Origin of the sequence: Pelosinus fermentans JBW45 (assembly GCF_000271665.2) — a bacterium.
Classification (GTDB): domain Bacteria; phylum Bacillota; class Negativicutes; order DSM-13327; family DSM-13327; genus Pelosinus; species Pelosinus baikalensis.
In genome coordinates this window covers 3016834-3037198 of sequence record NZ_CP010978.1, presented here as the reverse complement: position 1 = coordinate 3037198, position 20365 = coordinate 3016834, and the positions used below count along the sequence as shown (strand labels likewise).

18 protein-coding genes, 1 tRNA gene and 1 riboswitch are annotated in these 20365 nt (G+C 36.7%); of the genes, 14 read left to right on the top strand and 5 right to left on the bottom strand.

From position 1 onward, the window contains the following. The first annotated feature begins 144 nt into the window (after positions 1-144). The 8 genes from JBW_RS13400 (at position 145) to gap (ending at position 7631) form a co-directional block, all read left to right on the top strand. Positions 145-852: a L,D-transpeptidase family protein gene (locus tag JBW_RS13400; protein WP_007955381.1), complete on the top strand. Its 708-nt coding sequence runs from the start codon at positions 145-147 to the stop codon at positions 850-852. 37 nt (positions 853-889) lie between these two features. After that, positions 890-1031, top strand: a riboswitch (cyclic di-AMP (ydaO/yuaA leader). A 62-nt stretch (positions 1032-1093) separates the two neighbouring features. Further along, positions 1094-1684, top strand: coding sequence for a 3D domain-containing protein (locus tag JBW_RS13395; protein WP_007955379.1), 591 nt, complete (start codon positions 1094-1096; stop codon positions 1682-1684). A gap of 134 nt (positions 1685-1818) precedes the next feature. Then, positions 1819-2268 (top strand): DMT family transporter, encoded by a 450-nt coding sequence (locus JBW_RS13390; RefSeq protein WP_007955377.1) that lies wholly within the window; start codon positions 1819-1821, stop codon positions 2266-2268. Positions 2269-2444: 176 nt separating this feature from the next. Continuing rightward, positions 2445-2960, top strand: a complete 516-nt coding sequence (locus tag JBW_RS13385; protein WP_007955375.1) for a hypothetical protein — start codon at positions 2445-2447, stop codon at positions 2958-2960. Between the two features lie 121 nt (positions 2961-3081). Next, positions 3082-3158, top strand: a tRNA-Val gene (locus JBW_RS13380). A gap of 448 nt (positions 3159-3606) precedes the next feature. Then, positions 3607-4782: a pentapeptide repeat-containing protein gene (locus JBW_RS13375; protein ID WP_007955374.1), complete on the top strand. Its 1176-nt coding sequence runs from the start codon at positions 3607-3609 to the stop codon at positions 4780-4782. A 169-nt stretch (positions 4783-4951) separates the two neighbouring features. Then, positions 4952-6529: a phosphoenolpyruvate carboxykinase (ATP) gene (gene pckA / locus JBW_RS13370; protein WP_007955373.1), complete on the top strand. Its 1578-nt coding sequence runs from the start codon at positions 4952-4954 to the stop codon at positions 6527-6529. A gap of 52 nt (positions 6530-6581) precedes the next feature. Next, complete coding sequence (gene gap / locus JBW_RS13365; protein WP_007955372.1) at positions 6582-7631, top strand: type I glyceraldehyde-3-phosphate dehydrogenase; 1050 nt, start codon at positions 6582-6584, stop codon at positions 7629-7631. Between the two features lie 529 nt (positions 7632-8160). On the opposite strand, the gene JBW_RS25370 is transcribed toward gap, so the two are convergent. From JBW_RS25370 to JBW_RS13355, 3 genes are all read right to left on the bottom strand, one after another. Then, on the bottom strand, positions 8161-8319 hold the full coding sequence (locus JBW_RS25370) for a hypothetical protein (protein WP_007955370.1): 159 nt from the start codon (positions 8317-8319) through the stop codon (positions 8161-8163). Positions 8320-8574: 255 nt separating this feature from the next. Next, entirely contained in the window at positions 8575-8772 is a 198-nt protein-coding gene (locus tag JBW_RS13360) for a hypothetical protein (RefSeq protein ID WP_007955368.1), read from the bottom strand. Between the two features lie 188 nt (positions 8773-8960). After that, positions 8961-10133, bottom strand: a complete 1173-nt coding sequence (locus JBW_RS13355) for an aldo/keto reductase (protein WP_007955365.1) — start codon at positions 10131-10133, stop codon at positions 8961-8963. 264 nt (positions 10134-10397) lie between these two features. Here JBW_RS13355 and JBW_RS13350 point away from each other — a divergent pair, with 264 nt between their 5' ends. Continuing rightward, a complete protein-coding gene (locus JBW_RS13350; RefSeq protein ID WP_007955362.1) occupies positions 10398-11576 on the top strand; it encodes an MFS transporter in 1179 nt (392 codons plus the stop codon). Between the two features lie 644 nt (positions 11577-12220). On the opposite strand, the gene JBW_RS13345 is transcribed toward JBW_RS13350, so the two are convergent. Then, positions 12221-13798: an oleate hydratase gene (locus JBW_RS13345; RefSeq protein WP_007955356.1), complete on the bottom strand. Its 1578-nt coding sequence runs from the start codon at positions 13796-13798 to the stop codon at positions 12221-12223. Positions 13799-14132: 334 nt separating this feature from the next. Here JBW_RS13345 and JBW_RS13340 point away from each other — a divergent pair, with 334 nt between their 5' ends. Beyond that, positions 14133-15128, top strand: coding sequence for a helix-turn-helix domain-containing protein (locus tag JBW_RS13340; RefSeq protein ID WP_007955353.1), 996 nt, complete (start codon positions 14133-14135; stop codon positions 15126-15128). A gap of 183 nt (positions 15129-15311) precedes the next feature. Next, positions 15312-16520: an MFS transporter gene (locus JBW_RS13335; RefSeq protein WP_007955347.1), complete on the top strand. Its 1209-nt coding sequence runs from the start codon at positions 15312-15314 to the stop codon at positions 16518-16520. Positions 16521-16573: 53 nt separating this feature from the next. Here the strand turns inward: JBW_RS13335 and JBW_RS13330 are convergent, their stop codons facing one another. Further along, positions 16574-17011, bottom strand: a complete 438-nt coding sequence (locus tag JBW_RS13330) for a DUF4879 domain-containing protein (RefSeq protein ID WP_007955346.1) — start codon at positions 17009-17011, stop codon at positions 16574-16576. Between the two features lie 158 nt (positions 17012-17169). Between JBW_RS13330 and JBW_RS13325 the strand changes: the two genes are divergently transcribed. From JBW_RS13325 to JBW_RS13315, 3 genes are all read left to right on the top strand, one after another. Continuing rightward, positions 17170-17445, top strand: a complete 276-nt coding sequence (locus JBW_RS13325; protein WP_007935287.1) for a metal-sensing transcriptional repressor — start codon at positions 17170-17172, stop codon at positions 17443-17445. Further along, positions 17426-18241: an MBL fold metallo-hydrolase gene (locus JBW_RS13320; protein WP_007955345.1), complete on the top strand. Its 816-nt coding sequence runs from the start codon at positions 17426-17428 to the stop codon at positions 18239-18241. Before JBW_RS13325 ends, JBW_RS13320 begins: the two co-directional genes overlap by 20 nt. Positions 18242-18379: 138 nt before the next feature. Next, positions 18380-20020, top strand: a complete 1641-nt coding sequence (locus tag JBW_RS13315; RefSeq protein ID WP_007955344.1) for an AMP-binding protein — start codon at positions 18380-18382, stop codon at positions 20018-20020. Positions 20021-20365 lie beyond the last annotated feature (345 nt).

Below are 20365 nucleotides of genomic sequence, written 5' to 3'. Positions count from 1 at the left end.
TAAGCATTTTCGTGATATAGTTTTATCGTCGCTAAAAGTAAATGCCTCCATTTTGTTAAATTTAACAGTATATAAATCTATTATACTATTTTCCTCCTTAAAAACATATATTTTTAGAGAGTGTTCTATTAGGGAGGGAATGGTGTGACAATAGTAAAGATCAGGCGCCAACAGATATTTTACAGCGTTGCTATTCTATTGTTAATGAGTCTTATCTTTGGAATGGTAGGATTTGAATATATGGATGAGAAAGAATTAGCAGCGATTGAGAATCAAGCAATGACTGCGCCTTCAGGAACAGTAAGTGTAGTTATTAAAATATCCCAAAGGATATTAGAGGTGTATAGTGATGGAAATTTACATAAGAAATATCGAATTGCTGTAGGTAAGAATAAGACGCCTACACCTATTGGCGAGTGGAATGTAGTATGGAAAGATTATAACTGGGGCACAGGTTTTGGTACTCGCTGGATTGGACTTAATGTACCATGGGGGATATACGGGATACATGGAACAAACAAACCTTGGTCTATTGGACAGTTTGCTAGTCACGGCTGTATCCGCATGCGCAACAAAGATGTAGAAGAATTATTTGAATGGGTACCAATCGGCACTCCTGTGCGTATTGAAGGGCGTAAAATAAAAGTAGAACGTACTCTTAAACACCAAATAACAGGGTCAGATGTGGCCGTATTACAAATGAAGCTAAAAGAATTAGGTTATTTAAATAGCCGAGCTGATGGTATCTTTGGGACCGTTACGAAACAAGCCGTTGAAGCATATCAAGCAGAACATAATATGGAGATTACTGGTATTGTAACCAAACAAATGTCAGATTTGTTTGGAATTTGAACACCTAATTTTGACTATTTGCATAAAATATAGTATTATATCTATAATGCCGAATCCTTATAGGTACGGGGGAACCAATATAAAAACAGGGGATAATCCGTTAAAACGGAGGGGCGCGTTCTTCGATCTCTCTTTTCCCTATCCCGACAGCTAACCCCGGAGGCTGAACGTTAGGAGTTTTTTGTTATTGCGTTGTGCGTAATCAATAACCTCCGAAGCGTTAAAAAAGAGAGGTGAACAAATGAAAAAGGTTTATGTAGCAGTAGCATTAGCTTTTTGCATGCTGCTAAGTAGTGCTGTCGTTTTTGCCGCACCTGGGGACAAACTAATCAAGTTTGGCATGCGCGGTGAAGATGTGCAAATGGTTCAAAAATCACTTTTAGAAAAAGGTTTCTACTTTGATGAAGTTGATGGTGTTTTTGGGAAGGCAACATTAAAGGCAATTAAAGATTTTCAAATTAGCAACGGCTTACTGGCTGATGGAGTTGTTGGTAGAGAGACTTTACTGTGTTTAGGGCGTCCTGGCAGCGCTGACGGTAATCCGAGCAGGTATAGCAGGTCCTTAAATATGAGTGCATCTGCATATAGTGCTTATGATGATGGAAACTCCAATCATACATATGGTGGTAATTTAGTACGTAAGGGAATTGTAGCTGTTGATCCTAATGTAATTCCTCTTGGAACGAGGTTATTCATTCCTGGCTATGGTCATGCAATCGCAGATGATATCGGCGGTGCTATAAAGGGGAATAAGATTGATCTAGCCTTTGATAGCCATGGAGAGGCAATGCAATTTGGCAGAAAAAAAGTAATTGTATACATTTTAGATTAACAGGCGTAAAGCCTGTATTTTTTTTGAATTAAGTGTTTTTTCGTTTTTGATTTATTGGCTGGTATATAAAGATGAGTCAAATAAGATACTACTCTAAGACAGAAAAAATAGATTTAGTTTGAGGAGTGTATAGATTGGATATATCAGGGAATACATTAGCATTGTTATTGGCTTTCGTTTCTGGTGTGCTCATGGCAGTACAGGGAGCTTTAAATGCAGGATTGAGTAAAGTTATTGGTCTTCTTGAGACCACTTTTGTTGTGCATATTACAGGTACAATTCTGATCCTATTGCTATTATTCGGAATGAAAATGGGTAAGGGCGATTTATCCGCATTTGCCGAGGCACCTTGGTATGTTTATCTTGGAGGAGTAGTTGGCGTGGGAATTATTTATCTTGTAGCTGCCAGCATTCCAGAAGTAGGAGCGGCCAATGCAACAACAGCAATTATCGTAGGGCAGGTATTGACAGCTATACTGATTGATCATTTTGGTGCATTCGGTTTAGAGCAAAGCAGCTACGGATGGAATCAAATATTAGGTCTAGTATTATTGGCAATAGGAGGAAAGTTACTATTAAGCTAAATTATTAGTAAATAAAAGCGTTATGATTTTACTGATTGCACACCAAACTAAAAGACATTTTTAAAAGTTTAGAAGATTTTTCTTATTTAACAATTAAAGAAAGAGGAATAATATAGCTTGCAGTCGAACTATCATTAGTTATTTCGAACAATAATGACAGTAACGGAGGAATGCAAGTGAGCGATTTTGAAAATGACAAAATAAATTCGATTGTGGGACAAGGAAGAAAAAAATACTCTTTGACTTTTGGAGATGAAAAAACGAGCCATACGGGTCTTGATGATATTTATTTAGAAGTTGAAGAGCGTATAGTAGAGGCTATAAAATTTGGCGATCCATTTATATTTGAAGGATCAAATGAGCGAGGCAACCTTTTTTATACCATTGAGCGTACAGAAGAGGATTACATTCTTAGTGTTAAAGAAGTTACTGAGGAAACGGCTGATCTACTCAAAAGTACCTTGGAAAGTGTTAAACGGCTAGGAAAAGAAAAAATGGAAGAAATCATGGAAATTATGATCTTAGAAGAGATTGATATTGATATCAAAAAAACACGAGATCTGCCTCTCGAATCAAGTTATGAAGCTATTATTGCACTACTTCAGGAATTAAGAGAAGATGCAAATGAAGCTCTTATTGATAATTTAATTCGCCTTCAAGAGATCATCCGAGAATATGAGAGTGATTTTTGAGTAAGTGCTGTGATCATAATAAAACTACATAAAAACTACTTGCAAAGCAAGTTTGAATACTCTATAATGTAAAGAGTGCTCTACTGAATCGAATTTTTATACAGCACATGTGCAATATAAAGGGGTTATAGCTCAGTTGGTTAGAGCGCTTCGTTGACATCGAAGAGGTCTGCGGTTCGAGTCCGCCTAACCCCACCATCTAGAAATATAGACACTGCAAGGCTTGGTGAGCCCTGTAGTGTTTTTTGTTTTACTTAAAGATAGCTTAAATACAGTGAAATGTTGAATTATGTTGCTACCTTGCTTTTTACATTAGCAACCAAGTTAGCTTCTACCTCAGTTGAAGGGTTCTAACAATTGAAAGTGATTTCATAAAATAAAAGACTAGCGCTTACTGCAAGGATATTATCGTGCAATAGCGAATATAAACAGGGAAGCTAGCTTTTTTCGATAAGTGAATTCTTAAGCTAGGCAGAATAGGCAAAGGTAACTACCTTTTTTTGTATAACTCCTAATCCCTTACTCTCAACTAAGGTAAGAAGGAAATTGTTTATTGTTTTACATAGTGTTGCACTAAGATTTTAAGCTCGTCTAATAAATAAGAAGTAGAATGAAGGAGATACGACGGCAAGGAGGTTTTAAGTAGATGGGACAAGAGGGAATTTTAAAAAAAATGACCCAAGAGGATTTTAACCAAATCCTTGAGGAACAACAGGATGGATTGCAAATTAATTTTAAATATTGTGATCTAAGTGGACTTGACTTATCTGGCAGAAAATTTGAATGTGTTAAATTTGAGGATTGTAATTTAAGTGGTGTTAATTTTAGTGAGACAATAATTAAGCAAGGTGAGTTTAAAAATGGTCTTTTGATTGGTGGCAATTTTGAAAAGGCAGATTTGTCTACCGTGGATTTTACTGGCTGCGCAATGCAAAAAGTGAATTTGTCCCATGTTAGAATCGAAGGCGTAGGTATTAAAGAGAGCAACCTAGCAAATGCAAGTTTTAAGAGTGCGAATGTTGAATTTAGTGATTTAAATGTATTTAAAGATGTCAACTTAAGTGATGCTGATTTGAGTGGATCAAAAATTAGTTGGTTTTACGGAGAAAATGTTAATTTTAGGCACGCCAATTTTAATGAGGCTTCTATTATTGAGAGCCAAATGAAAGGTTGTAAATTTATGAATGCCTCTTTGGAAAATGCGGATTTGTACTCAGTGGCATTTAAGGATTGCGAAATGCAAGAATCTGTATTAGCTAAAGCAAAAATTACGAATGTTACTTTTGAAAAGAGCACTTTAGAGAATATGGATTTTAAACAATCTGAAATTGAGTATGGGCGTTTTGCTGACTGTAATTTAGACGGCGTTGACTTTAGAGCGGTTACTTTAAGCAGTCTTAATGAATTTAGAAACGTAAGTTTAATTAATGCTGATTTTTCTGAGGCAAAGTTTAGTGATGAATCTAAGCTCTATGATGTTAATGCAGCGGATGTAAAAGGATTAGACTTCTCTCCTTTGCAAAGCTCTGTTAAGGAGCAAGGTAATGTAGCAGTGGCATCGCAGCAAGATAAAGAGAGTCTAACAATGCAAGAATATCAATATCGTCTAAACCTTTTTGTTGCAAGAAATGTGGGAAGTGAAGTGAACGCCAAAGTTGATTGCGAAATAGCGCAGACGATGTTAGAGCAAGGGTATTCTAGTCAGTTAATAGAGTCAGTGATTGCTCTATATTCACCTAAAGCCTCGGAGGTAGGTAATAAAGCTAGGGTTTATGCCATGAATGTAGTTAAAAAAGCGGAGAAAGAGAATATGCGCAGGTAATAGTACGAATGTATACCGTAAGGAGTAATCCTTACGGCATTTTTGTTTTTAAGGCAGGAAGGCAATAGGATATTAAAAAAAATAAAATAAATATGATGGTGGGATGTTTTTCGTCCCGCAATATGGTATAATGTACAATGTATTCAAGATAATAAATAGGGAGGTACTTATGGAGAGAATAGGAGAAAATAACTACCTCGGTATTACAGAGGTAGCCAGTAAAGTATATTATAATCTGCCGCCGACGCAGTTGGTAGAAGAAGCCATTAGCCGTAATGAGGGACAGCTTACTTCTACAGGAGCGTTGCGGGTTACGACTGGCAAATATACTGGACGTTCGCCTAATGATAAATTTATTGTGGATTCACCTGCCGTGCATAATGATATTGCCTGGGGCAGCAATAAATCTTTTAGCGGTAAACAGTTTATCCAGCTCTACAATCGCATGATGGGATACTTACAAAATCGGGAGATATTTACATTTAGTGGATATGCAGGAGCTGATGAAGAGCATCAGGTAAAAGTACAGTTTATTAATGAATTTGCTTGGCAAAACCTTTTCGTTCATCAACTATTTATTCGTCCTGAGCCATTGCAGGAAACGGGAAAACCAGATTTCACGGTGATTTGCCTGCCTAACTTTAAAGCGACACCGGAAATCGACGGTACAAATTCCGAAGCTTTTATTGTCCTGAACCTTGAGCAGAGGATAATATTAATTGGGGGAACTCATTATGCTGGTGAAATGAAAAAAGCTATTTTTACGGTCATGAATTTTTTGCTGCCGAAACAAGGTATTCTTTCTATGCATTGCTCCGCTAATATGGGAGAAACAGGAGATACCGCACTGTTTTTTGGTCTGAGCGGAACTGGTAAGACTACGTTGTCGGCTGATCATAATCGTCGTCTGATCGGGGACGATGAACATGGCTGGAGTAACCAGGGTATTTTTAATATTGAGGGCGGATGTTATGCTAAGTGTATTAAACTGAGCCAGGAAAATGAACCACAGATTTGGGACGCCATTCGTTTTGGCACAGTGTTGGAGAATGTAGTAGTGAATGAAGAGAGTCGTGCGGCGAATTATGATAGTGTAGATTTCACTGAAAATACTCGTGCCGCCTACCCTGTTCACTATATTGATAATGTTGTGGTTCCAGGTGTGGGAGGGCATCCTAGCACCGTGATATTTCTAACGGCAGATGCCTTTGGAGTATTACCGCCGATTGCTAAGTTAAATAAGGAACAGGCTATGTACCATTTCTTATCAGGGTATACGAGTAAGCTTGCGGGAACAGAGAGAGGCATTACCAAACCAGAAGCCACTTTTTCTGCTTGTTTCGGTGCTCCTTTTCTTCCGTTATCTCCTTTGGTTTATGCAAAAATGCTGGGAGAAAAGTTAGAACAACAGAAAACCAATGTTTTCTTGATTAATACTGGGTGGTCAGGAGGACCATATGGCACCGGAAAAAGAATGAATTTAGCTTATACTAGAGCCATGGTGACAGCAGCTATTGAAGGGCACATGGATCATGTTTTCTATGATCTAGATCCGATTTTTAACATTTATGTACCCGATACATGCCCTGGAGTGCCCCAAAATATACTTAAGCCTCGCAAAACCTGGAGCGATGGGGTATCCTATGATCGCCAGGCTAGAGAGTTGGCAGCTTTATTCAATGAAAATTTTACTAGATTTTTGGAAGATATCCCTGAGGGAATTGCCCAGGCGGGTCCCAAAGGGTAATAATAATGGAAGAACTCTTGTAGCTTAATCGTATACTTTAGGGAGGAAGAACATGACAATAAAAGTAGGAATTAATGGTTTTGGACGCATTGGGAGAATGTGTTTAAGAGCGGCGTTAGAAAATGAGAATATAGAAGTTGTCGCCGTAAATAGCACGTCAGATAGCATCGCATCAGCGCGCCTTTTAGAATATGATTCAGTACATGGCAGACTTAATAAAGATATTAAAGCAACTGAAGATAAAATCATAATTGATGGACATCCTATAAAAATAATTTCCGACCGCAATCCTGCTAATCTTCCTTGGGGAAAACTTGGAGTCGATATTGTTATTGAATCTACAGGGAAATTTAATTCTAGTAAGGATTGTGAAGTTCACTTGAGAAATGGTGCTAAAAAAGTTATCATATCCGCGCCGGCTAATGACTCCACTCCTACAATTGTTCTGGGAGTTAACGAAAATATTTATCAGCCTAAAGTCCATCATGTGATATCTAACGCATCTTGTACGACAAACTGTTTAGCTCCTATTATCAAAATAATTAATGATAATTTTGGAATTACCAATGGTCTAATGTCAACCGTTCATGCATTTACCACTGATCAACGAAGCTTAGACAATAGTCATAAAGATCCGCGCCGATCAAGAAGTTGTATGCAATCGATAGTTCCAACATCGACAGGAGCTGCAAAAGCAATTGGCCTTGTAATACCTGAGCTAAAGGGAAAGTTAAACGGAGTTTCCCTACGTGTTCCAGTACCAAATGTATCCTTGGTGGATTTAGTTGTCGAGCTGGAGCAGGACGTTACCATTGAGAAAATCAATGACGCTTTGCGTACTGCTGCTGAAAGTTCTATGATGGGTATTATGGAATACTGTGATCAACCCCTCGTTTCCGTTGACTTTTTGGGCAACAAGCACTCGGCCATTGTAGATGCGCTATCGACAATGGTTATTGAAAAGCGAAAAGCAAAAATTCTTGCATGGTATGATAATGAATGGGGATACTCCTGTCGTGTTGTTGAACTGGCACAACACCTTGGTAAAATGCTGTATAAAGAAGAAGTCAGAAATGTCGAAACAAAAGCTGTAGGATACTAATAATAACGGGAGTTTTATCGATATATTAAAGGAGTGACCTTATTAAGGTCACTCCTTTATATAGCTTAGATTAATTTAGATAATGAATAATGGATGTGAAAATTTTGTAACAAAACTGTAATACATTTTCTTTATAATTAGGATATATCTAGCAAAGACAATCGTATTAAGCATCCACATAAAGAATTAAGATACTGTTGATTCTAGCTTGTCTAAGTTATTTTTGTATCATTGACTTTTCGAATGCGTAATCTATATAACGGAAACTGCAATGAGGTGATTCAATAAAATGATTACTCATATGGCCGACTTTGGAATTGGTCTGATTGTGGGAATGTTTATTTGTCTATTAGTGATATCGCTTATGATAAAATATAAGGAAAAATAAAATTCAAATGAATAGTTTTCCATTTTAAGAACAATATCAGCAGAGTTACTAACAATTAAAGAAATATCGCTACTATATACTTTCCTTTTTAGCAGAAGTATATAGTAGCGATATTCATAAGTGGGATATAGAGGAATAGTATTATTCCTTGATTGTTAAGCCTTTGAAATCAAATGTTTTGTTTGGAGGCGTTATTGTTGTATACTTTGGAATTTCCTTAGGTATAGCGGTCTTATTCGCTTTTTGAAAGTTTGTTAAATATTGATTATTCATAGTTGCATTTATTGCTGATATTGACATTTCAAAAACTCCTTTCTTAATGTTGTTGATAATATGGGTACACGATTTATATCGAATTCCTTTATTTGAAATTCATTTAGAATATATACGAAGTTTCTTTCTAGATGAAAAAATATATTTATCTATAATAATATAGCATGGATTCAAATGTTGTCTAAGAGCAGTGCCTAGGGATACGGTGCCTTGAATAGTTTGGCTGCTGCAAAATAACTAAAAAGACTGTCCGTAGTAATTACGGAACAGTCGTAACCAGACTCACTTATTATTAGAAACTGTGACTTTCGGTGGTGTATTCTTCTTTTGAATATTTTCATAAACTTCGGCATATTTTTGCACAACATCATCGGCTATAAGCGTAGCCGATGATGTCTCATTTGCTTCCTGGAAATCCAGTTGGTTTAAAACGAGCATAGTTAGTTCATGAATTTGGTTCTTCGATAAATTTTTAGTCATAGTAAGACCTCCAATTAAAGATTCTTTATAGTATCTTAAGATACCCCAAAATCCTTACAATCATGAATTTTATAAATGAATTTATATGTATTAAAATCGATATGAAGAAAGAAAAGCAACTAAAAATAGCAGACTAATGCTATCGTAGTTGCTTGTTTTAGTTGTAAATTAATTCTTAAGTCAGCAGGTTAAGCTGATTCAAATAATTCTTTAATGGTGTGTAATTCCTTGCGGATGGATATATTTTGAGGACAATGGCTTTCACACTTACCGCATTCTATACAGTTAGATGCATGTGCTGCTGAGTCAATGCGGAAATTATATAGAAATTTATGCCGTTCTCTAACTGCGGGACTATCACCAAAGATAAAATTATCATTAAGGATTGTAAAACACCCTGGAATATTCACGCCAGCAGGACAAGGCATACAATAGGCACAAGCGGTACAATTGACTTTTATTCGTTCCTTAAAAATAGACTTTACTTGATTGATAATGTTGATTTCTTTTTCTGTTAATGAATTTGCGTGAGCATCTCGAGCTATTTTAAGGTTTTCTGTAACATGCTCCATAGTTGACATGCCGCTTAAAGCAATTGATACTTCAGGATGATTCCATACCCAGCGCAGTGCCCATTCAACAGGTGTCCTTTTTTGATCTGCCTGATCAAAAAAGGAAAGAGCATCATCAGGAAGATTTTCAGCAATTTTTCCACCTCTCAGTGGCTCCATAATAGCAATGCCTAATCCCTTTTTGGCTGCGTACTCCAATCCTTCTTTGCCAGCCTGATAGTTTTCATCTAAATAATTATATTGAATCTGGCAGAATGACCAATCATAATAATCAACGATTTCTTTGAACAAACCAACTCTTTCATGAAATGAAAATCCTGCATGTTTGATTCTGCCATCTTGAATTGCCTGATCCAAAAACTCACTAATTCCTGCTTCTTTTAGGCTGGGCCATGTAGAAGCACTAAGTGAGTGGACTAAATAAAAATCAATTGTATCTGTCTCAAGGCGTTTTAATTGTTCATTTAAGTATTTATCCATATCAGCCCGTGTTTTGATTAGCCAGCTAGGAAGTTTCGTAGCTAATTTTACACGTTCTCTATAGCCATCTTTCAATGCTTTTGCCACAAAAGGCTCGCTAGCTCCACCATAAGCCATACCTTTTCCATGATAAGGATATGCAGTATCTATATAATTTACACCTTCATCAATTGCATGGCGAATCATTGCTATTGATTGTTCTTCATCAATGTTAGTAGGATCACCGCCGATAACAGGAAGCCTCATACAGCCAAATCCCAGAACAGAAACCATTTCATTTGTCTTTCCATACTTTCTATATAACAACACAATCACTCCTTAAATTTTACATTAAAATATCCCTCAGATACTTTTATTTTCCATTTCGTTAAAATCTAGATGAATCCTGCTTTGAAACTCTAATTAAATGTATTCGACTTCCAGTTTTTCGAAAATGCTTGAGTATGATTCATACGAAAAGGAAAAGATAGTTAAAATGCAGGAAAATAAGTCCTTATTCGCGAATTAAATCCTTTTAGTAAATATTGTGAATTCGTACATCTCTCGATAGTATTTATAGGAAGAGGGGAGTGGATGATAATAAAACAGGGAGGAGCACCGCCTCAGCTTTGGACGAAAAGTTTTCTTTTGCTTTGTTTGTCCAATTTGTTTATATTTACGAGTTTTTACTGTTTATTACCGACGTTGCCTTTATTTATCACTGATGTTCTTGCTGGTGATACTAAAGTAGTAGGGTATATTTTTGGCATTTTTGCTCTAGCAGCAGTGTTATCGCGTCCTTTAGCTGGGCATTTACTAGATACTTTAGGGAGAAAAGCCATATTACGCTTATCATTGCTTCTTTTGACATTGGCTATGCTAGCATACAATTGGGTGACAAGTTTAGTATTATTGGTTATATTGAGAGGGATTCATGGAATATTTTGGGGATTTGCTACCACCGCCTCTGGAACAACAGCAACAGATCTTGTTCCGGCAGTTAGGCGCGGGGAAGGAATTGGTTATTATGGATTGTCTAATACCATTGCTATGGCCGCGGGTCCTTTGCTGGGCCTAGAAATACTACAAAGATTTGGATTTTCAATATTGTTTATTAGCAGTTTTGGTTTTGCTGCACTTGGATTTTTATGTGCTTGGGGGATTGAGCATCAGGCTGTAAATAAATCGGCAAATACGAAAAGTATTATTTTATTTGAACCTAAAGTTTTTTCCTTTGCAAGTATAATGTTTTTTGTGGCTGCGTTATATAGTGGGGTACTTTCCTTCATTGTGCTTTTCGGAAAAGAAATCGATATTGAAAATCCAGGGAGCTACTTTTTGGCCTTTGCTGCTGCTCTTTTTCTTAGTAGACCCTATGCTGGGAAAATTCTTGATCAGCAAGGTCCTATAAAGATTATGTCAATCGGATTTGCTGCACTGGCATCATCCTTTTTATCGTTATTCTTTGCAAATGGAATTGTCTTATTTATGATGTCTGCAGTATTATTTGGCGTAGGTTTTGGTATAATCCAGCCAACAGCTTTGACAATGGCAATTAATAAAGTAGGGGCTTTACAGCGTGGCGTTGCAAATGGTACAATGTTAACTGCTTTTGATTTGGGTGTGGGGTGTGGAGCCATTTTATTAGGGATGTTGTCAAGTTCTGTTGGTTTATCGATGATGTATTTGGTAAGTTGTTTCATCGTTGTCATTCCTCTTGTTATATTTTATGTAAATCACGTGAGAGAATATAAACCAGAAAATAGTCAATAATTTGCATCATAAATTTCAATCTCTTCTCCACAAAGTAGGTATGATTTGAATTAAGAATTATCCGCACCTGCACACAGCAGGTGTCATTTTTTTGATTGATTTGAATTTCATGGAGAAAAATCATAAATACTGTTTGTAGTATGGTTTTCATCAGAGATGGGAGACTCTAAGTGGGTATGATTTTCGTTGAAGCCTTTTTAACAAAAAAAAACCACGCTTATAGTAACGTGGTTGCAAGAGGGATGAAGTTTGTTGAATGAGTTTTTTTAATTGATTAACAACTAGAGGAACAATCATCATTGGAACAACAAAAGAATAGCAAAATGATCACTATAATAATAATAAAGCTACCACCACCGCGTCCGTTACCAAAACCACCGAAGCCCATAAGTATTCCTCCTTTTTCATGCTTAGCCTTGTGACTTACTCTATTGTATGCTAAGTGAATACAGGAGGTACCAAGATAAAATCGAATATAAGGATGTAATTCTTAATAAAAATAAATAAAGTTGAAAGATTAAAGAACTAGGAGAATAAATGAACGACGCTCACAATCAGTTTCTGCTTTCCATGTTTAAGGATGCTAAAATAGTTAGACAAAATGACTATGTAATTGCAGATTATCTGCTTACATAGTCATTTTTTTATCGGAAGGAAGTGATAAAAGTGTCGAATAATATTCTCACATCATATTGATGTTGGTTAATAGGCGTAACTTCCTTATTTAATTTGAGGAGCGAATAGACGGCCATTTGTGCTGATCGAACAGAATATTCTACAGTAAAAACAACGTCGTCAGGTATTTCAGCGAATTGACCTAGGAAAACGAGATTGGTTGAGCCTTTCGGTATAACTTCCGGTCGGTCCGTTCTTACCCGCGGCATGAACTGGCTGGTTATAAATGGCATCATGCAGGGGATGCAGTTAGAGTTTTTGAGAATGAAGGGAATATGCTTGTGGAACCTGAGATGAGAACATAATTCAATTAATATTTCCTCACCTGTACATTCAGACATCTTTTTTGGTATATAGTTACCAATGTTGTTAGGAAATAAAGAATAGCCCCAAAAGACTTTAATATTCTCAGGCTGATTGATAAAATGTGGCTGATAGGCTAAGACAATAGACATAAACCAATTGGAATCTTTAAAAGTTACTAGAGCGCCTGTGCCGTATGAATTACCTGAGAAATTTTCCATTAAATCAAAGAATATAGGATCTTTACAAGTGACAGTAAAGGATTCCCATAAGGATTTATCGATATGATCTGAAAAAACAGATGGAGTACCCAAATCAGGCTGTTTTCTTACAATGTTTTCCCACAATGTAAAGGAGGCACCTTTGGAACCAAGGCGAGGGGCTGAGGTCATTGATCCAAGACTATAGCCTTCTGTCATAGAGCCATTTGTGACAAAAACTAAGTCAGTATTATGAACCGTAATTTCTTTTTGCTTTCCTGCATCTAAGTAGTGGATGCGCTCAATTGTTTTTTCCTCTTGTGACGGCTTAAAATCAAGATCTGTTACCTTGCAATTCATTTCAAAATGGACATCTTGTCCTCCAAGCCATTTTATAATGGGCAATATAATAGAATCATACTGATTGTAGGGGGTTCGAGTTACGCCTGCTAACGTATGAATACGAGGAAATTCGTGCATGAACCGATTGAGGTAACGCTTAAATTCGATAGCACTGTGCCAAGGCTGAAAAGCAAAAGTAGTAGCCCACATGTACCAAAAATTGGTCTTAAAGAAGGAAGGTGAAAAACATTGCTCAATAGTATAGGTTTTAAGAGCATCTTCCGGGCTAATGGTAAGTTTCATTAAATCCATTCTATCTTTGTTGCTAAAACCCATAGAACTGACATCTACTATTTTGCCATTTTCGTCGACTAACCTAGCTTTAGCATGGGTTTGTACTTTTTTATCAAAAGCAATGATTTCATCTCTCACAGAGATTTGGGGGTCAGTAATAGAAGGAATAAACTTTAAAAGTTCCCAAGTGCATTCATAAGCTTCGTCGTTTAACATTCTGCCTCCACGCAGGACATATCCCTTTTCTGCTGAACCAGTTCCATCGCAACTTCCGCCAGTAATGTTCATTTCTTCGAAAATATGGATATTTTTTCCTGGGAAATGACCATCTCGAATCAAATAAACAGCGGCTGCCAGAGAACCAACACCAGCCCCAACAAGATAAGCTTTTGTATCATGATTTACCATTGATAATCCTCCATTTTCTATGACCTAATTTTTGGAAAAACAATAATAACAGCTATTATAAAGTTTGTACATTCTTTATAAAAATATGTGAAAAAACTGGAACCTTAAAAATGAGAGGATACCAATTGTACAAATGTCAAAGTATAATCCATTGGCTTTATCTTGTTGACTTTCAGTGTAAAGATTGTTACTATCTATATGATAATCAATATCAATTACTTATAATAGTACTAATAATTAAATGGACTTATCATTTAGATAAGGCTAAAAGTGCCTGAATTATTTATAGCTTACAGGAAGTTTAGCAGCACGTTTCTGAAAGGGTGAGATGATAATGCAGATGAAGCCATATGAAATGGTAAATGTAATGGACGAAAATTGTCCTGTATGTGAAGGATTTGGGCGAATATATAATTTTGAAAACAGTGGATATGAATTCACAATTCCTGCGGAAATGGGGCATGGATATTGCAAGCAGATTGTAGCAAATCCACATTTTCAGGTATTGTATTTTGATATGAATTTCTCGCAGAGAATGGAAGTGCAGGGCATATCCCGGACACCTCATATTGATTTGTTTTTTTGTTTTGAAGAAGGACTTCAATGGACATTCCAAGGAATGAAAACGCAATTAGGAATGTTAGCAGGTGAGAGTTTTTTAGTTAAAAGCAGGAAAAGTAAAAAAAGGTGTATGTATCCATCTGCAGAAAAAATTCGTTTTATGCAAATCAAAATGAGTCTGCAAAAATTTGAAGAACTTATAAAAAATATTTGTGATGAATGGGACATTTCGGGAATCGGAGAGTGCGAGGAGATCTTTCACCGTAGTAATATAAGCCCAGCAATACATGTCATTTTGCAGCAGATGCTGAATTGTCCTTATAAAAGCACGTTAAAAAATATGTTTATAGAAGGTAAGATACTAGAGTTATTTGCAGTATATTTTAATGAATCATTGTTTGAGAAAGATAAGGTAGACCATCGAATAAAACTTTCTACTATCGATATTAAAAGTATTTATAGAGCTCGAGAAGTATTAGATGATCGAATCCTTGTTTCTACATCTTTAGTTTGCTTAGCAAAACTGGTGTGCTTGAATGAATTTAAATTAAAACATGGCTTTAAAAGAATCTTTGGGGAAACAGTTCATGCGTATGTTATTGCCAAAAGACTAGAGTTGGCACGGCAGCTTTTTGAACAAAAACAAATGTCAGTTAGTGAAGTGGCAGGGGCAATCGGTTATGCAAATGCGAGCCATTTTGCTCAGGCTTTCCGTAAAAAATTTGGTGTAAATCCGAGAGATTACTTGCGATATGTGGTACAAGAATAGTGGTTTAGCTTCATGCTTTATTAGAAATGCTGCTTAGTAAAATTACTAGCAGCTTTTTTTTATCCGTTTTTCATCTCTAAAAATCCTTTTCTGAGTAGAGAGGCGATTGTTGCATCCTGTACAATATTGATAAAGATAATCAATTTCATGAAATCAAAACAAATAGTAAAGTGGGGAATTAATTTGAATTTACAATCTGTAAAGAGTCAAAAAGAATTCTGGATTGTGGTTTTGACAGGTATGTTTCTTATTATTACAACAACTGGTTTTGTTCGTATGGCCTATGGAGTAGTTCTTCCTTATATGCAAGAAAGCCTATCTCTATCATTTTCTGAGGTCGGGATGCTTGGAACCTTCATGTTTCTGGGGTACTTGCTAACTGTTGGATTGTCAGGGGTCTTAGCTGTTCGATGGGGATCAAAAGCCGTACTGCTGGTAGGAGGATGGAGCGTTACGATTAGCTTATTTGGTTTAGCTTGGGGATCATCTTTTTGGTGGGTTTCCTTATTTATGTTCACTGCTGGAGCTGGCAGTGCTCTTGTATTTACTCCGCTGATGTCGTTAACGATAGGATGGTTTCCAGATAAAAGAGGAATGGTATTAGGTTTTTTATTGAGCGGGGCAGGAATTGGCATGTTCTTAAATGGCATTTTGGTTCCGAGTATAGTTAAACAATTTCCTGAACTGGGGTGGCGTGCAGTATGGCTATTGTTTGGGGCAATTTCTCTTGGTGTTATTGTACTTGCTATTCAGGTTTTAAAAAATCCTAATCATACAAATAAAAAAGACAGCAACGAGGAAAAACCAAAATGGTTGCACAATAAGGAATTGATTAAAATTGCCTGGTTGTATTTTCTTGTAGGAGTGGGATATTTAATTCCAATTTTATATCAAACTGTTTATATGATAGAACTTGGTATTCCTGATAACATTGCGGGAGGAGTTTTTGCAGCAGCAGGAGTTTTTGCCATTGCAGGAGGACCTGTTTGGGGAATGATTTCAGATAAAATAGGATCACAAAGGACCTTAATTGCAGCCTTGTTTTGGGCTATCGCCGGAGATATTATTCCTCTTATGTTTCACAACGTGGTGAGTTTTATCGTATCGGCTGTCATTTGGGGATCATCCATAGGGGGAATTCTTGCTTTAATTCAAGTAAAGGCATCCCATCAGGTTCCTCAAAAGTATATTTCAGCGGCATTTGGTTTTATCTCTGCCTTTTATGCTGTAGGACAAATGCTAGGACCTGGGCTTGCAGGATGGATGATTGAGTATCATGGAGGTTTTGCATCTGCGTATTGCTTTGGTGCATTGATTTATTTTATGGGATTATTATTGACTTTAAGCTTAAAGACAGAGAATATGAAAGTCACTTCCACAAAAGAGTCTTAAGCTATGAAAAGTAAAAACCTCGCATTTTTGCGAGGTTTTTACTTTTTATAAGCTTAAGGTTGATGTACAGCTTTAACTCCATAAATAGTGCTATAATAAGTACCGCCACGTATACCGTCAGCTTGTACCACAATGGTTCCATTTCCATAGGAAATGGGGACTTTAAATTGATATACCCATCCAGTATAAGGATTACCAATTCCCTCTCTGGCAAAAGGTTCGGTCACTAGAGTTGTTGGAATTCTATTTCCGTTCTGATATAAAAAGATGCGATTAGGATCAGGATAGCCAATAAAACGAACCGCTATATAAAAATTTTGTCCATATAAGGTTGTTGTGGGGATGTTTCGAACTTCTATCCAATCCGTATTTTCAGCACCGACGTGGGTAATTTGAACATTTGATAGATTTGGGGCTGGTCCAGCATTTACAATAGAAGTTACTAAAGTGAATAGGCAAAGTAATACAACTGACATCATCAACTTTTTCATATATTTAGCACTCCTTTTATGGTTTGACTAACTACGTTTTATCTTCTACAAAAAGTTTGTTTTTCCTTTGAAATTAGAGAAATTAAGACATATATTATAATTTTTCTTGAGATATTCCCCCTATGGAGGATATAATAAAAAGCATGGAGGGGTATTTTATGCAAAATCACAAACATGTTCATCAGAAGCAAATTATTAATAGACTAGCTAGAATAGAAGGTCATGTTAGAGCCGTGAAACAGATGGCTGTTGAAGAACGCGATTGCCCTGAAATATTGCTGCAGATTGCTGCTGTGCGCAAAGCTCTTGATAATACTGCAAAGCTTATTCTTAAGGATCATCTGGAACACTGCCTGATTCATGCCGTCCAAGAAGGTGAGCAGGAGAAGTTTTTGAAGAATTTGCAGGAGGCAATTGATCGTTATATCAAGTAAATGGACGGTAAGAACCAGTCAGATTGCAAAAGCTAGGCTGCTTTATGGATTAAATCGAGAGGAAATTATGGTATCATTGCAAATGGATATAATTTATTTGGAAAATAGCGGTTTTGTTGTACAAACTGCACAACATACATTGGTTTTTGATTATTATCAAGATACTTCGGATACAATTGCCAAACTGTTACAAAAGGGAAAGCTTTTACATGTATTCTCTTCTCATAGTCATCATGATCATTTTAATCCGATCATAAGTACATGGCAGGATCAGGTAGCTGCGTTTTTTCTAAGTGATGATATTGGCAATGTAGGTATTAGTCCTGAAAAAATTGTTTGGCTTCGACCTTATGAGACAAGTGTTCATGGGAACTTGCAAGTTAAAGCTTATGGTTCTACTGATCTGGGAGTTTCTTTTCTAGTTGAAGTGGATGGATGGCGATTGTTTCATGCTGGTGACTTAAATTGGTGGCATTGGAAATGGGACCATAAATATAATCAAGTGTTAGCTCAGAATCTTTTTGAAAAAGAAATGGATAAATTGGAAGGCTTGCAATTGGATGTGGCCTTCTTCCCTGTGGATAGTCGATTAGAAGAGTATCGATCAATTGGGGTGAAAGAATTTTGCAGTAGAGTTAATGTAGAGCAATTAGTAGCGATGCATACTCGCGGCGAAAGATGGAGTCCTCCTTCTGGATTTTTCGCAAAGGGAAAAGTTGTTGCTTCTTGGTGTCCCATTTTTTCTGGAGATCGGTTACAAGTGAAGAAATCACAAAGAGCTGCCACTGAATTTTGATAAGTGGTAGCTCTTTTATATTGATTAGTATTTAACATAAAAAAATAACTGGAATATAATAATATAACTTAAATAATTTGGATGGGGTTTTATTATTGTATGGAATGAACTTATTTTTAGTTTTGGAGGGAAATAATAGTGAGAAATTTCGGCAAGATTACCATAGGCCAGTTAATTGATTTGAGGGCAAAAGAAAATACGAAGACAGAAGCCTTAGTGTATTCTGATCTTAATTTACGGTATAATTACGACGATTTTCGCTACGTTTGCAATCAGGCGGCTAAAGGTTTAATGAAACTAGGCGTGCAAAAAGGAGAGCATATTGCCATTTGGGCTACAAATGTGCCCCAGTGGGTTATTACTCAATTCGGCAGTGCCAAAATGGGAGCAGTATTAGTAACAGTAAATACGAATTATAAGATATTTGAATTAGAGTATTTATTAAAACAGTCGGATACAACTACCCTTATCTTAATTAAAGGGACAAAAAGTTCAGACTATATCAGTATGTTGTATCAACTTTGTCCTGAACTGCATAACTGCAAACCAGGAGAACTTAAATCACAAAGATTGCCTTTTTTGAGAAATATTATAGTAATTGATGAAAAGAACTATCCTGGTATGTTTACCTGGAATGAACTAATTGAAATAGGGAACACGGTAACGGATGAGGAGTTGGCAGTCCGTCAAGATTCTCTAGACCCGGATGATGTGATTAGCATGATGTATACTTCAGGGACGACAGGCTTTCCAAAAGGGGTTATGCTCACTCATAATAACTTGATTGGCAATGCCTGCAGTCTTGCGGAGTGCATGGACTTCACGAAAAAAGACCGATTATGCATTCCTGTTCCTTTTTTCCATTGCTTCGGATGTGTACTGGGAACAATGGCTTGTGTAGTATCTGGTGCCACAATGGTTCCAATTGTAGTGTTCAATCCCATCAAGGTGCTTGAAACAATTGAAAAGGAAAGCTGTACAGCCGTCCATGGAGTACCTACAATGTTCATAATGGAACTAGAAGAAATGGAAAAAAACAAATATGATACCTCGTCTCTACGGACTGGTATTATGGCTGGATCACCTTGCCCCATTGAGGTAATGAAGAAAGTTGTAGATAAGATGGGAGTTAAAGAAATCACCATCACATATGGTCAGACAGAAGCCTCACCGGGCATTACCATGACTAGAACCGATGACCCTCTAGAATTGCGGGTGACTACTGTAGGGCGAGCTCTGCCTAATGTAGAGGTCAAAATAATTGACTCGGAAACTGGCAAGGAAGTACCTAGAAATACACAGGGCGAGCTCTGCTCTCGAGGTTATAACACGATGAAGGGATATTATAAAATGATCGAAGCGACTGCTGCAGCTATTGACAATGATGGTTGGCTGCATACCGGAGATCTAGCAGTCATGGATGAGAATGGTTATTGTAAAATTACAGGGCGATTAAAAGATATGATTATCCGTGGCGGAGAAAATATCTATCCACGTGAAATTGAGGAATTTATTTATACGCACCCTAAAGTGAAAGATGTGCAAGTTGTTGGAGTACCTAGTGAAAAATATGGAGAGGAAGTCATGGCATTTATCCAAATAAAGCCGGGAAATTCAATTACAGAAGAGGAGCTTAAGGAGTATTGCCGAGAAAAAATAGCTCGTTATAAGATACCCAAGTATATTGCTTTCGTAGACGGCTATCCGATAACGGCCAGCGGCAAGATCCAAAAATATAAACTACGTGAACTGGCTATGGAACTATTGGGGATACACTGAGGTAAAAAGTATAAAAGCAGGGAGCGTATCCCTGCTTTTTTTCAATTAGTTAGTATATTGCCTTCGCAGAAAATTTTCCGATCACAGTCAGTGATAAAATTCAAAAATACAAACTGCGTGAACAGGCTATAAAAGTCTTAGGCTTGCACCAATGCAGCCAAATAAAGAACTTAATGGTGAAGTAGCCTATATTATTTTTAGAAAGAATTCCTACAAGGATAACTTGTAGGAATTCTTTTATTTAAAATTTTTTTAAAAATTAATAGATAAAGGAAATATTGAGTAAAACTTTGAAATTCCAAGAAAATACTTCATATTACTGTTTTCCAAAAAAGATTAGTATAA

What these genes read in the sequence shown, in the direction of transcription:
- JBW_RS13395 (WP_007955379.1), top strand. Translation starts at nt 1,094, where the DNA reads ATGAAAAAGGTTTATGTAGCAGTAGCATTAGCTTTTTGCATGCTGCTA.
- JBW_RS13375 (WP_007955374.1), top strand. Translation starts at nt 3,607, where the DNA reads ATGGGACAAGAGGGAATTTTAAAAAAAATGACCCAAGAGGATTTTAAC.
- pckA (WP_007955373.1), top strand. Translation starts at nt 4,952, where the DNA reads ATGGAGAGAATAGGAGAAAATAACTACCTCGGTATTACAGAGGTAGCC.
- gap (WP_007955372.1), top strand. Translation starts at nt 6,582, where the DNA reads ATGACAATAAAAGTAGGAATTAATGGTTTTGGACGCATTGGGAGAATG.
- JBW_RS25370 (WP_007955370.1), bottom strand. Translation starts at nt 8,319, where the DNA reads ATGTCAATATCAGCAATAAATGCAACTATGAATAATCAATATTTAACA.
- JBW_RS13360 (WP_007955368.1), bottom strand. Translation starts at nt 8,772, where the DNA reads ATGACTAAAAATTTATCGAAGAACCAAATTCATGAACTAACTATGCTC.
- JBW_RS13350 (WP_007955362.1), top strand. Translation starts at nt 10,398, where the DNA reads ATGATAATAAAACAGGGAGGAGCACCGCCTCAGCTTTGGACGAAAAGT.
- JBW_RS13345 (WP_007955356.1), bottom strand. Translation starts at nt 13,798, where the DNA reads ATGGTAAATCATGATACAAAAGCTTATCTTGTTGGGGCTGGTGTTGGT.
- JBW_RS13340 (WP_007955353.1), top strand. Translation starts at nt 14,133, where the DNA reads ATGCAGATGAAGCCATATGAAATGGTAAATGTAATGGACGAAAATTGT.
- JBW_RS13330 (WP_007955346.1), bottom strand. Translation starts at nt 17,011, where the DNA reads ATGAAAAAGTTGATGATGTCAGTTGTATTACTTTGCCTATTCACTTTA.
- JBW_RS13325 (WP_007935287.1), top strand. Translation starts at nt 17,170, where the DNA reads ATGCAAAATCACAAACATGTTCATCAGAAGCAAATTATTAATAGACTA.